The organism is Streptomyces sp. CB09001 (genome assembly GCF_003369795.1).
Taxonomy (GTDB): domain Bacteria; phylum Actinomycetota; class Actinomycetes; order Streptomycetales; family Streptomycetaceae; genus Streptomyces.
The window spans coordinates 6,323,241-6,336,135 of record NZ_CP026730.1 but is presented as its reverse complement, the minus strand read 5'-3'; the positions used below and the strand labels follow the sequence as shown (position 1 = coordinate 6,336,135).

9 protein-coding genes and 1 pseudogene are annotated in these 12,895 nt (G+C 72.7%); 4 read left to right on the top strand and 6 right to left on the bottom strand.

Annotation, left to right across the window (positions count from 1 at the left end):
• Positions 1-41: 41 nt before the first annotated feature.
• The gene (locus C4J65_RS29325; protein ID WP_205351172.1) at positions 42-1,955 is read right to left on the bottom strand and encodes a heavy metal translocating P-type ATPase; all 1,914 of its coding nucleotides are present in this window, start codon (positions 1,953-1,955) and stop codon (positions 42-44) included.
• An 85-nt stretch (positions 1,956-2,040) separates the two neighbouring features.
• Here C4J65_RS29325 and C4J65_RS29320 point away from each other — a divergent pair, with 85 nt between their 5' ends.
• Complete coding sequence (locus C4J65_RS29320) at positions 2,041-2,403, top strand: metalloregulator ArsR/SmtB family transcription factor (protein ID WP_115745113.1); 363 nt, start codon at positions 2,041-2,043, stop codon at positions 2,401-2,403.
• A 26-nt stretch (positions 2,404-2,429) separates the two neighbouring features.
• On the opposite strand, the gene C4J65_RS29315 is transcribed toward C4J65_RS29320, so the two are convergent.
• Complete coding sequence (locus tag C4J65_RS29315) at positions 2,430-6,353, bottom strand: glycoside hydrolase family 2 TIM barrel-domain containing protein (protein ID WP_115745112.1); 3,924 nt, start codon at positions 6,351-6,353, stop codon at positions 2,430-2,432.
• 282 nt (positions 6,354-6,635) lie between these two features.
• Here C4J65_RS29315 and C4J65_RS29310 point away from each other — a divergent pair, with 282 nt between their 5' ends.
• Positions 6,636-8,027 carry an RICIN domain-containing protein gene (locus tag C4J65_RS29310; protein WP_115745111.1) on the top strand — a complete coding sequence of 464 codons (1,392 nt, stop codon included), beginning with the start codon at positions 6,636-6,638 and terminating at the stop codon, positions 8,025-8,027.
• Between the two features lie 70 nt (positions 8,028-8,097).
• On the opposite strand, the pseudogene C4J65_RS29305 reads toward C4J65_RS29310, so the two are convergent.
• Positions 8,098-8,268: pseudogene (locus C4J65_RS29305) on the bottom strand (ABC transporter ATP-binding protein); the annotation flags it as partial.
• Positions 8,269-8,610: 342 nt separating this feature from the next.
• Between C4J65_RS29305 and C4J65_RS29295 the strand changes: the two are divergent.
• Positions 8,611-9,099 (top strand): hypothetical protein, encoded by a 489-nt coding sequence (locus tag C4J65_RS29295; protein ID WP_115745110.1) that lies wholly within the window; start codon positions 8,611-8,613, stop codon positions 9,097-9,099.
• Positions 9,100-9,139: 40 nt separating this feature from the next.
• On the opposite strand, the gene C4J65_RS29290 is transcribed toward C4J65_RS29295, so the two are convergent.
• The 3 genes from C4J65_RS29290 to C4J65_RS29280 form a co-directional block, all read right to left on the bottom strand.
• Positions 9,140-9,649: an O-acetyl-ADP-ribose deacetylase gene (locus C4J65_RS29290; RefSeq protein ID WP_115745109.1), complete on the bottom strand. Its 510-nt coding sequence runs from the start codon at positions 9,647-9,649 to the stop codon at positions 9,140-9,142.
• Positions 9,646-11,055 (bottom strand): NAD(P)/FAD-dependent oxidoreductase, encoded by a 1,410-nt coding sequence (locus tag C4J65_RS29285; protein WP_115745108.1) that lies wholly within the window; start codon positions 11,053-11,055, stop codon positions 9,646-9,648. The genes C4J65_RS29290 and C4J65_RS29285 overlap by 4 nt, the downstream gene beginning before the upstream one ends.
• 107 nt (positions 11,056-11,162) lie before the next feature.
• Positions 11,163-12,104: an AraC family transcriptional regulator gene (locus C4J65_RS29280; RefSeq protein ID WP_115745107.1), complete on the bottom strand. Its 942-nt coding sequence runs from the start codon at positions 12,102-12,104 to the stop codon at positions 11,163-11,165.
• 104 nt (positions 12,105-12,208) lie between these two features.
• Between C4J65_RS29280 and C4J65_RS29275 the strand changes: the two genes are divergently transcribed.
• Positions 12,209-12,892, top strand: coding sequence for an NAD(P)H oxidoreductase (locus tag C4J65_RS29275; protein ID WP_115745106.1), 684 nt, complete (start codon positions 12,209-12,211; stop codon positions 12,890-12,892).
• Positions 12,893-12,895: the final 3 nt, after the last annotated feature.

Here is a 12,895-nt window from a genome sequence, read left to right as displayed (position 1 = left end):
GGAATCCGACATGGACGTGCCGCGTGCTGGGGTCCCGCGGATCACTCCGGGCGCCATGCCGACTCGCGCAGCAGCCGCAGGCCGTTCAGGCCGACCAGCACGGTCGAGCCCTCGTGGCCCGCGACGCCGAGCGGCAGCGGGAGGTGGCCGATGAGGTCCCACAGGACGAGGACGGTGATGAAGACCCCGGCGACGGCCAGGTTCTGGACGACCAGTCTGCGGGCCCGCCGGGAGAGGTCCACGACGGCGGGCACGGCCGTCAGCTCGTCGCGCACGACCACCGCGTCGGCGGTCTCCAGGGCGAGGTCGGAACCGGCCCGGCCCATGGCGACGCCGGCGTGTGCGGCGGCCAGCGCGGGGGCGTCGTTGACGCCGTCGCCGACGAAGAGCACCTTGCGGCCGGCCCGCTCTCGTTCCCGTACGGCCTCGACCTTGCCCTCGGGCAGCAGTCCGGCGCGGACGTCGGTGATGCCGGTCGCGTCGGCCACGCGGGCGGCGGCTGCCGCGTGGTCGCCGGTGAGCAGGGTGGGGGCGGTGCCGGTGAGGGCGGTGAGCCGGGTGGTGGCCCGGGCGGCGTCGGCGCGGAGGCGGTCGGTGAGGGCGAGGGTGCCGAGGAGGGTGCCGTCGCGGGTGACGCGGACGGTGGTCTCGGCGCCGTCGGGGGTGTCCGCGCGGCCGACGTGCACCGTGCGGCCGTCGATCACGGCCGTCACGCCACGGCCGGGGGCCGCCGTGAACTCGTCGGCGGACGCGATGTGCAGTCCCCGGGCGCGGGCGGCGGCCACGATCGCGCGGGCCAGCGGGTGTTCGCTGGGGTGCTCGGCCGCGGCGGCGAGAGCGAGGAGTGTGTCCTCGTCGACGTCGCCACCGGCCGAGGGGGTTACGGCGGTCACCTCGGGGGTGCCCTCGGTGAGGGTGCCGGTCTTGTCGAGGGCGGTGGCGTCGATCTCGCCGAGGCGTTCCATGGCGACCGCCGACTTGACCAGGACGCCGTGCCGGCCGGCGTTGGCGATGGCGGACAGCAGCGGCGGCATCGTCGCGAGCACGACCGCGCACGGCGAGGCGACGATCATGAAGGTCATGGCGCGCAGCAGGGCGCCCGTGAGGTCGGCGCCGAGGGCGAGGGGGATGCCGAAGACCGCGAGGGTGGCGACGACCACGCCGACCGAGTAGCGCTGCTCGATCTTCTCGATGAACAGCTGGGTCGGCGCCTTGGTGCGGGACGCCTCCTCGACCAGGGTGACGATCCGGGCGATGACCGAGTCGGCCGGGTCGCGCCCGACGCGCAGGCGCAGCGCGCCGGTGCCGTTGAGGGTGCCGGCGAAGACGTCGTCGCCGGGGCGCTTGAGGACGGGCAGGGACTCGCCGGTGATGGTGGCCTGGTCGACTTCCCCGGTGCCGTCGACGACCGTGCCGTCGGCGCCGATCCGCTCTCCCGGCCGGACCAGGACCAGGTCGCCGACGGCGAGGTCGGCGGCCGGGACGGTCTCCTCGCCGCCTTCCCGCAGGCGGGTCGCGGTGGCGGGCGCGAGGTCGAGCAGTCCGCGCACGGAGTCGGCGGTGCGGGCGGTGGCCAGGGCCTCCAGGGCGCCGGAGGTGGCGAAGATGACGATCAGCAGGGCGCCGTCGAGGACCTGCCCGATGGCGGCCGCGCCGAGCGCCGCGACGATCATCAGGAGGTCGACGTCCAGGGTCTTCTCGCGCAGCGCCCGCAGCCCTTCGAGCGCGGGCTCCCAGCCTCCGGCGGTGTAGGCGACCGCGTACAGCGGGCCGTACGTCCAGGCGGGGGCGGAGCCGAGGTCGAGGGGCAGGGCCGCGAGGAACGCGAGGAGCGACACGAGCGCCCAGCGGGCCTCGGGCAGGGCGAGGACACGGGTGCGGCGGCGGGGCGGCGCCGCGGTGGTGGGCGCGGTCTGCGGAGCGGGGGCGAGGGTGGTGGGCACGCGCCCCACCATACAGGAACACATGAAGACTCATTCATTTGTTCATCCGTTCATCTGCCCCCCGGGGAGTCCTTCGGCGGGTGCGTAAGATGGCGGCATGGGTCACGGAGCCGTCACCACCGCGCAGGACGCCGCCGAGCGGGTGCGGCTGGACGCGGACAACGTCGCGAAGGTCGCCACGACCCTCCAGGCCCTGTCCACCCCGTCCCGGCTGCTGATCCTCGCCCGGCTGCGTGAAGGGCCGCTGCCCGCCACCGAGTTGGCGGCGGAGGTCGGCATGGAGCAGTCGGCCTGCTCGCACCAGCTGCGGCTGCTGCGCAACCTCGGTCTGGTGGTCGGCGAGCGCAAGGGCCGTTCGGTGGTGTACGCCCTGCACGACGACCATGTCTCCGGGCTGCTCGACCAGGCCGTCTACCACGTGGAGCACCTGCGACTGGGGATCAGCGACGCCGCCGACTGACGGCGCCGCTCCCTCGCCTCTTCCTCCTACTCGGTCGCCGTCGACCGCCGCGAGGCGCGCGTCGCGTCCCGCACGTCGGTGAGCGGGCGAAGCCGGTAGGTGTAGGCGTAGTCCCGGTCGGCGAAGAGCTTGAACTCGTCGTGGGTGTGCGCGCCCCAGCTGTTGTCGCCGCCGACGCCCATCTGCCGGTGGTTCAGGCGCAGGACGACCTCGTCCCTCGGGGTGAGCTGGTAGTCGTGCCGCACCCCGGCCGACAGGTCCTCCGGCGTGAAGTACGACGCGTTGGCCTCCAGCAGGGGTTCGCCGGAGACGAGCAGGCCCACGCCGCGGCGGTCGGTGAGGGCGATCCAGCGGACGTCGGTCTTGTTGCCGTTCTCCTGCGGGCGGATGTACGGCGTCCACTGCTCGGCGACGGTCCCGGAGTAGCGGCCGACGTCCGTGCCGTCGTTGCGGTCCCAGTGGTTCTCCTCGGGGCCGCGGCCGTACCAGTGCACCCGGTCCAGGCCGCGCGGCAGGAACAGCATCGTGCCGACCTCGGGGATGTAGGGCAGGTTCGCGGCGCCGGGGTGCAGGGTGTTGTCGACCTTGATCTCGCCGTTGCCGAACACGGTGTAGGTGGTGCTGTACGCGGACTCCACCGACGTGGGCAGCGTGCCGGTGACCTTGATCTCGACGGCCCGGTCGCCGAGGGGGCGCACCGTGACGTCGGTGACCTCGCGGCGGGCGCCCGCGTCGCGCCAGGTCTGGTTGCGGGTGTGCTGGCCGTTGCCCTTGTCGTTGTCGGTGGGCGCGCGCCAGAAGTTGGGCACGGGACCGGAGGTGATCAGCCGGGTGCCCCGGGCATCGTAGGAGGTGATGGTGCCGGTGCGCTTGTCGACGGTGACCGAGAAGCCGTTGCCGGTGACCTCGATGTCCTGGTCGCGGTCCTCTTGGCGCAGGACCGGCACGCTCGCCAGGCGGGCCGGGGTGACGGCGTGGGCGTCGGTCTCGACGGGGAGCTGCCGGCGGGCCACCTCGAAGCCCGCCTTCGCCCACGGGGTGGACTCCTTGGTGGTGAAGGAGAGTTGGAGGAAGTACTCGGTGCCCGGGGCGGGGCGGCCCGGCAGCCGGACGGGGACGGTGATGTCCTTGCTGGTGCGCGGTGCCACGTCCAGCTGGTCCCGGGTCAGCTTGCCGCGCCGTACGACCTCGCCGTCGGCGACGAGTTCCCAGTGGCCGTCGAACTCGCGGAGGCGGGTGAAGAGGTACTCGTTGGTGAGGGTGACGGCGCCGGGGCCGCCGCCCGGGGTGCGGGCGGCGTCGATCGCCTGGTAGACGCGCTTGACCTCGGCGGCCTTGCCGGTGTGGCCGCGGTCGGCGGTGATGATGCCGTCCGCGACGAAGGCGCCGTCGTTGGGGTTGTCGCCCCAGTCGCCGCCGTAGGCGAGGAACGTCCTGTCCCGGGGCCGCCGTGTCGTGGTCCTCACCGTGGCGGCGTCGAACCAGAACCGCACTCCCTCGTCGCCGGGACCGCGGCTCTCGGAGGCCAGTTCGGCGGCGCCGAGGGCGCGGGCGTAGACGCGGGCGCGGCGGACGGTGCCGCTGAACTCCCGTACCTGGTTGTCGGCGTCGCTGGCGAGGGCGAGGGGCGCGGTGTTGCTGCTGGGGCGCCGGTCGGTGGTGCGGGTGGCCCGTTCGACACCGTCGACGTAGAGGGTCAGGGTCCCGGCGTCCGCGTCGAAGACGCCCGCGAGGTGGTGCTCGCGGCCGGTCCAGTCGTCCGGCACGGTCCAGTTCGCGGTGATCCACTGGCCTTCGGAGTGGATGAAGAACTCCAGGGTCCGGCCGTTCTGCTTCAGCGCGTACTGGGTGTCGCCCTTGGCGAGGATCGGCTGGTGGTAGCCCGTCACGTGCGGGGTGATCCAGGCCTCCAGGGTCAGTGAGCCCGTGAGGTCGAGGCTGTCGTCGCGCTCGAAGACGGTGATGCCGGACAGGCCCTTGTCGCGGTCGAGGGTGCCCCGGGTGGCGAGGATCTCGCCGCGCAGCCCGGCGGGCCCGGCCTCGGTGAGCAGGGTGCGGGCGGGGACGGGCGTGTGGAGGGACTGGTCCACGAAGTCCCAGATCCAGCCGCCCTGGAGGACGTCGTACCGGCGGACGATGTCCCAGTACTTCTTGAAGTTGCCGGTGGAGTTCCCCATCGAGTGGGCGTACTCGATCATGACGTACGGCCGGGTGTCGGAGGTGTCCTTCGCGCGCTGCTCGACGCGCTGCGGGCTGTCGTACATCTCCGAGCGGATGTCGCTGACGCCCGGGCGGTCGTCGCCCTCGTACTGGATGACGCGGGTGTCGTCGTAGGAGCGGATCCAGTCGTGCATGGCGGTGAAGGTGGAACCGCCGCCCGCCTCGTTGCCCAGCGACCAGATGACGACGGAGGCGTGGTTCTTGTCGCGGTGCACCATGTTCTGGGCGCGGGCCACGCAGGCGGCGGTCCAGTCGGGGTGGTCGCCGGGGTACTCGTCGCGGATGCCGTGGGTCTCCAGGTTGGTCTCGTCGACGAGGTAGAGGCCGTACTCGTCGGCCAGTTCCAGCCAGTACGGGTTGTTGGGGTAGTGCGAGGTGCGGACGCTGTTGATGTTCATCCGCTTGATGATCGTGATGTCCTCGACCATGTCCTCGCGGGTGAGCGCGGTGCCGCGGGAGGGGTGCATTTCGTGGCGGTTGGTGCCGCGGAAGGACACCGGCTCGCCGTTGATCCGCATCAGGCCGTCCTTGAGCGCGAACTCGCGGAAGCCCACCCGGTGCGACAGGGTCTCGGTCACCTTGCCCGCGGGATCCCGCAGGCGCAGGACGGCCGTGTAGAGGTTCGGGTGCTCGGCCGACCAGAGCCTCGGCTTCGGCACCGCCTTCGCGGCGCGCACGGTGACGTCCTCGCCGGTGCCCGCGGCACCGACCTCGACGGGCTGCTGGAGCGGCCGGGACCAGACGGCGTGGCCGCGCGCGTCGTACAGCTGGGTCTCGACGGTGTAGCGGCCGGTCCCGCCCCCGTCGTACGCCCGCACGCTCGCGGTGACGGCCAGTTCGGCGCCGGTGTAGGTGTCGTCGAGCGGGGTGTCCAGCTTGAAGTCGCGCAGGTGCACGGCCGGGGTGGAGTAGAGGTGGACCGAGCGGAAGATGCCGCTCACCCGGATCATGTCCTGGTCCTCCATCCAGTCGCCGTCGGAGTAGCGGTAGACCTCGACGGCGATCTGGTTGGTGCCCGGCTTGAGGAGGTCGGTGACGTCGTACTCCGAGGGCGTGTAGGAGTCCTCGTCGTAACCGGCCAGTTCGCCGTTGATCCACACGTAGTGCGCGGACTTGACGCCCTCGAAGTGGAGGAAGGTGCGCCGACCCTTCCAGTCCCGGGGGACGGTGAAGGTGCGCCGGTACTGGCCGACCGGGTTGTAGCGGGTCGGCGCGGCGGGCGGCTGCGGCTCCTCGCCGAGGCCGTTGGGGCCCCAGTACGGGTAGGTGATGTTCAGGTAGATCGGGAAGTCGTGACCGTGCAGCTGCCACACGGACGGGACGGGGATGGTCTCCCAGTCGCCGTCGTCCACGTCGGTGCGGTGGAAGTCAGCGTCCCGGTCCTCGGGGCGGTCGGCGTAGGCGAACTTCCAGGTGCCGTCCAGGCTCAGCCGGTAGGGCGAGCGGGCACGGTCGCCGGCGAGCGCCTGCTCGACGCCCGCGTACGGCGTGAGCGTGGCGTGCGGCGGCTGGGTCCCGAGCCGGAAGACACCGAAGTCGTTCCACTCCGGCGGCTCGTCGGCCGCCGCCCGCCGTACGGCCGCCTGCGCCGCGAGGGGCGACGCGGACAGCGCGAGGGCGCCGAGGACGGCGGCACCGCCCTCCAGGAGACGGCGACGGCTGACGACCGGGCGGGGACGGCTGGGCTGAGGGGCCGGGGATTCGGCGGGTGACACGGGCGAGTGCGGCATGACCGTGGCCTTCCGTGGGCTTCGGGGGCGGCTCAACGCACGGTGCTGTGAGAGCAGTTGCCGTGGGGATGGAACACAACTGCCGGTGACGCGGCGACTACTGAGTCATGGGTCACCCTAGAACCCGAACACAACCGAATCAATTACCCCGTCGGAGTTTGTTTGTTCCTGGTGGACACGGAGGTCTTCGGGACGACCGGTCACGTGACCCGGGCCGTTGGGGCACCCAGGTCTGCCCCTGCGGCTCGTGACGGTGACCGGAGCACCACGTAACGTCCCCCTGTGAGCCTGTGGACTTCCCTGGAACCCGCGTCCGCGACGGTGGACCCCGGCAGCAGTACGCGCGTACGACTGCGGGTGCGCAACACCGGTGACGTGGTGGACGAGTACCGGTTCGAGCCGGTCGGGGACATGGCTCCCTGGACGACGGTCGAGCCGCAGACGCTGCGCCTGTATCCGGGCACGACCGGCACCGTGGAGCTGACCTTCGCCCCGCCGCGGACGCCGGACGCGGTGGCGGGCCCTCATCCGTACGCGGTGCGGATCACGCCGACGGAGCATCCGGACGCCGTGACCGTCCCGGAGGGGAACCTCACGATCACGGCGTTCTCCGAGGTGCGGGCGGAGCTGGTGCCGCACACGGTGAAGGGGCGGTTCCGGGGCCGGCCGCGGCTGGCGGTGGACAACCTCGGCAATACGAAGGTGACGGCGTCGGTCACGGGCAGCGACACCGGCGACCACCTCTCGTACGAGATCCGGCCCTCGAACGTGCAGATCGAGCCCGGACGCGCGGCGTTCGTCGAAACGACGCTCAAGCCGCGGCAGATCACCTGGTTCGGGGCGAAGCAGGAGCGGCCGTACCGGATGGCGGTGCGCCGGTCGGGGGCGGATCCGACCGACGTCGAGGGAACCTATGTGCAGCGCGGATTCCTGCCCCGCTGGCTCGCGACGTTCCTGGGCATCGCGGTGGCGCTGGCCATCGCCTTCGTGATGATCTGGATCGCCTACAAGCCACAGGTCCGCACCAGTGCCACCGAGCAGACCCAGCAGGCGGGCGCCGCCCTCGCGCCCAGTCCCAGCGCGACCCCGGAGCTGCTGCCCAGCACCGCCGGGTCCGCGCCCGCCGAGCAGCCGCAGGCGCAGCAGCCGACCGCCGAGGCGCCGAAGGACGACGGGGGTGGTGAGGCGCCGGCTCCCGAGAAGCGCGACAAGCCCGAGAAGGAGACGTCGGGCGGAGGCGGGGGCGGCGGCGACGAGAAGCCGGAGGCCGAGGCGCCGGAGCCCGTCGCCCCCGGCACGACCATCTACGGCCACGCCTCGAACCGCTGCATCGAGGTGGCGGGCCACAAGTGGCGGGACGGTGCGCCGTTGCAGATCGCGGACTGCACCGGCAAGAACTGGCAGAAGTGGGACTTCCGTCCCGACGGCACGATCCGCTCGTTGGGCCTGTGCATGGACGCGACCTGGGGCGGCACGGCCAACGGGACGGTGGTCCAGGTGGCGGTGTGCAGCGGCAACCCGGCACAGCAGTTCATCCTGGCCGGCCCCCGGGACCTGGTCAATGTGCAGGCCAACAAGTGCGTGGACGTCGTCGACGAGAAGACGGGCAACGGCGCCAGGCTCCAGCTCTGGGAGTGCAGCGGCCGCGACAACCAGAAGTGGAGCACCCGCTGACCGACCCGGGGTGGGGGGTTCAGCGCTCCGCCGGGGAAACCGGGGACGCCCACTCGGCGGTGCGTTCGCATCAGCGGTCGAGGAGGACCCGGTCGTGGCCGACGGCCGGCAGGCCCGCGCCGGTGACGGCCCGGTAGTCCTCCACGACCCGTACCAGGGCGGCCGTGGTCGAGGCGTCGAGCATCACCGTCATCTCGTCGCACACGACCCGGCGGGGGCGCAGCACCAGGGCGCGGGCCAGGCGGTCGCACCGGCTGCGAACGCCACGCGAGGACGGCACTCCGTCTCGGAAGGCTCCGGTCGGTCCGCCGGGTCCAACGGGTCCGACGGGTCCGACGGGTCCGACGGGTCCGACGGGCTGTCATGTCTTCCCCGCGCCTGTTGTCGATGCGTACCCATTGCCCATCACTTGCAACAAAGGGCTCAGGCCGGCTGGAGAGGGCGACCGGCGGGATGCGGCGAATGTTCAGGGCGGCGGAGCGGGTTGCTGAACAACCCGGCGGCCGCTGGACTCGGGACGGGGCGGCCGGCCGCGACGGCACCGCCGCGCCCGACACTTCCCAGCGACGACGGGAACGGACCGATGGACGAGGTACGGAACAGCCTCCGCAGCGGGGTGTACTGGTGCGTGGCGTTCTCGGTCATCCTGCTGCCGGTGGGGTTCGCGACCGGGTGGTGGGGGTGGGTCGTCCTGGGGTACGCGGCGATCATCTGCGTCAGCGGGACCGTGGGCGTGGTGCTGGCCGTCGACGGCCCGGTCCTGAGGGTGGCGGTCTTCCTGCTGTGGCTGCACGCCCTCCTGGCCGGCGTCGGACTGATCGCCTTCGGCGTGCACGCCGTCGTGACGTTCGAGCCGTACTGCGTCCCGTCCGAGACGGTCGACTGCCGGAGGCTGCTCAACGGGCAGGACGTGGGCGCGGCGACCGTGGCCGATCAACGCAGAAGCATGGTCGTCGACTCCCTGTTTCCCATCGGCGGCGGTGCGGCGATCGCCGTCGCCACCCTGGTCGTCGGGGCCGTACGGGTGCACGACCGCTTCCCGCGCGCCGCGTTCCCGCACCGCCGCCGGTAGGCCGCCCGGCGCCCGGCACCGGTCCGGGCGCGGACCGCGTTCAGCCCACCCGTGCCGCGAACGCCTCGTACGCCCGGGCGTCGAAGAGGACGAAGCGGGCCTCCGTCACCGAGGTCCCGGTGGTCGCCACCGTCTCGACGGCGATCCGGGCCGCGTCGTCCATCGGCCAGCGGTAGACGCCGGTGGAGATGGCGGGGAAGGCCACCGTGCGGGCGCCCAACTCGTCGGCGGTGCGCAGGGATTCGCGGTAGCAGGAGGCGAGGAGGCCGGAGCGGTCCTCGGTGGCCGACCAGACCGGACCGACCGTGTGGATCACCCAGCGCGCTTCCAGGTCGCCGGCGGTGGTGGCGACCGCACGGCCGGTGGGCAGGCCCTTGCCGAGGTGCCCCGCGCGGAGCCTGCGGCACTCCGCCAGGATCGCGGGGCCGCCGCGCCGGTGGATGGCCCCGTCGACGCCGCCTCCGCCGAGGAGGGAGGAGTTGGCGGCGTTGACGATCGCGTCGGCGCTCTGGCGGGTGATGTCGCCCTGGACGAGGGTGATGTCGGTCATGTCTGCCTCAGCCTGCGCCAGACGGCCTTCGCCGCGTTGTGGCCCGACATGCCGTGGACGCCGGGGCCGGGCGGGGTGGCCGACGAGCAGATGAACACGGCCGGGTGCGGGGTCGAGTACGGGAAGAGCGAGATCTTGGGACGCAGGAGCAGTTGGAGGCCGGAGACCGCGCCGGAGGAGATGTCGCCGCCGACGTAGTTGGCGTTGCGGGCGGCGAGTTCGGGCGGTCCCGCGGTGGCGCGGGCGAGGACGCGGTCGCGGAAGCCGGGGGCGAAGCGCTCCAGTTGGCGTTCCATGGCGTCGGTGAGGTCGCCGCTCCAGCCGTTGGGGACGTGGCCGTAGGCCCAGAAGACGTGCTTGCCGGCCGGGGCGCGGGTGGGGTCGGCGACGCTGGGCTGCACGGTGATCAGGAACGGCCGCTCGGGTGCGCGGTCCGTGCCGGAGGCGGCGTGCAGGGCGGCGCCGATCTCCGTGCTGTCGGCGCCGATCTGGACGGTGCCCGCGCTGCGGGGCTCCTCGGCCGTCCACGGGACGGGGCCGTCCAGCGCGTAGTCGATCTTGAAGACGCTGGGGCCGTAACGGTAGTTCGCGTAGTGGTTGCCGAGGCCGGCGATGCGGGCCAGGGCGGTGGGCGAGGTGTCGAAGACGTACGCCCGCGCGGGCGGCAGGTCGTCGAGGCGCTTCACCTCGTAGTCGGTGTGGACGGCGCCGCCGAGGTCCTCGAGGTACGCGCTGAGGGCGTCGGAGATGGACTGGGAGCCGCCGCGCGCCACGGGCCAGCCGCGGGCGTGCGCGGCCAGGGCGAAGACCAGGCCTATGGCGCCGGTGGCGAAGCCGCCGAGCGGGGCCATGACGTGCGCGACGAGCCCGGCGAAGAGTGTCTTGGCCCTGTCGTCGCGGAAGCGGCGCATCAGCCAGGTCGACGGGGGCAGACCGACCAGACCGAACCGGGCCAGGGTGACCGGGTCGCGGGGCAGCGCGGTCAGCGGCAGGGACATGAAGTCCCGGGCCAGCGTGTCCCACCTGGGCAGGAAGCGCTCGACCAGCCTGCGGTACGGGCCGGCGTCGCGCGCCCCGAAGGAGGCGGCGGTCTCGCCGACCGAGCGGGACAGCACGGCGGCCGAGCCGTCGAGGAAGGGGTGCGCCATGGGCAGCCCGGGGTGCAGCCACTCCAGGCCGTACCGCTCCAGGGGCAGGTCGCGGAAGGCGGGCGAGTTGATGCCGAGCGGGTGCGCGGCCGAGCACGGGTCGTGCCGGAAGCCGGGCAGGGTCAGCTCCTCCGTGCGCGCGCCGCCGCCCACCGTGTCCCGCGCCTCGAACACGGCCACCGAGAAGCCGCGGCGGGCCAGCTCCACGGCGGCGGTCAGTCCGTTCGGCCCCGCACCCACTACGACCGCATCGAGCATCGACGGCACCTTCGGACCCCTTCGTCAGCCGATGGCCACTGGGGATCAGGATATGCCCGGGGTCGGACAGCGCACGGTCGCGGGTGGGCCGGGCCGCGCGGCGGGGTTCAGGCCGCCGCCGTGGCGCGGAACGTGCTGGGGCTCTGGCCGCGGTGGCGTTTGAAGGCGGCGCTGAAGCCGAAGGCGTCGGCATAGCCGACGGACCGGGCGATCCGGGCGATGCTGAGGTCGGTGTCGGCCAGCAGCGCCTCGGCGTCGGCCATCCGGCATTCGGTGAGGTAGGCGAGGGGCGGGCGGCCCATCAGCTCGGTGAAGCGCTTGGCGAACAGCGCCCGGGAGACGCCCGCCCGGCCGGCGAGCGACGCCACCGTCCAGGCCTGGGCGGGCCGGCCGTGGAAGGCCTGCAGGGCAGGGCCGAGGACCGGATCGGCCAGGCCGCGGTACCAGCTGGGCGCGTCGGCACCGGCCTGGTCGAACCAGTTGCGCAGCGTGCAGACCAGGGCCCAGTCGAGGAGGCGGTCCATCAGCGCCTGGGAACCGGCCGAGAGCCGGGCGGCGTCGGCAGCGGCCGTCTCCAGCCAGGCACAGACCTCGACGTCCTCGTTGACGACCAGGACGGGCGGCAGAGTGCGCAGGAGCCGTTCGTGGCGGTGGCCCGAGGCACGGTAGGCGCCCACGATCAGCGCGGTCGCGCCGTCCGGATCGGTGCCCCAGCGGATACCGCCGAGGTCCTGGGCGGTGCACTCGGGATCCGCGGTGAAGCACGCGATCTCGTACTCGGTGTGCGGGCGTTCGACCGTGGCGGGCCGGTCGGCGAGAAGGAACGGCGCGGGGCCGCGGACGAGGGCCGTGTCGCCCACGCCGACCGCCCGCCGGGTGCCGTCGGGCAGCAGCAGGGTGCCGCCGCCGCGCAGCACGCTGACCATGGTGAGCGGCGCACCGTCGGTGAAGCGGATGGTCCAGGGCGCCGTCAGGACGGCGTGGCTGACGACCGAGCCCTCGGCCCGGATGCCGGTCAGCAGTGAACTCAGGGGATCCACACCGGTCATCGTAGACGATCTCTTATGTTTCCAAGAGTTTCTCCCATGGATCATCCACGTGGCCACGGCTGTACTGGACTCGTCGCATTGACCGAGACCAGCCGGGAGACCCAGTGACGCAGCACAGCAGCAGCAACGCCAGGACCGCCCTCGTGGTCGTCGCGCACCACCGCGCCGACTCCCTCACCGCGCACACCGCCCGTCGTACCGTCGACCGGCTCGAGGCCGCCGGATACCGCGTCGACCTGCTCGACCTGCACGCCGAGGGCTTCGACCCGCGGATGAACACGGCGGACCAGCCGGACTGGGGCGACCGGGAGAAGGCGTACTCGGACGAGGCGCGGGCCCACATGCGGCGCGTGCTCGACGCCGACGTGATCGTCGCCGTCTTCCCCGTGTACTGGCAGAGTGTGCCCGCCCTCCTCAAGGGATGGATCGACCGGGTGTGGAACTACGGCTTCGCCTACGGCCGCAGCAAGCCGCGCCTGGCGGGCAAGCGCATGCTCTGGCTGGGCCTGGCCGGTGCCACCGCCGACGATCCGATCACCGAGGCGATGCACTCCCTCCTGGAGACCAACCTCAGCGAGGGCATCGCCTACTACTGCGGCTTCTCCCACTCGGCCGTCGGTCTGCTCACCGACGCCGAGGATCGCCCGCAGCGCGTCGACGCCGAGGGCAGTCTGCTGGTCGGCGACGCGGTCGAGGGGGCCGAGCGGGAGGCGCAGTACGCCGGCTTCGACCGTCGTGCGCGGGAGGCGGTGGAGAAGTTCCTCGCCGCGGAGGGGGTGGCGGCCTGACGG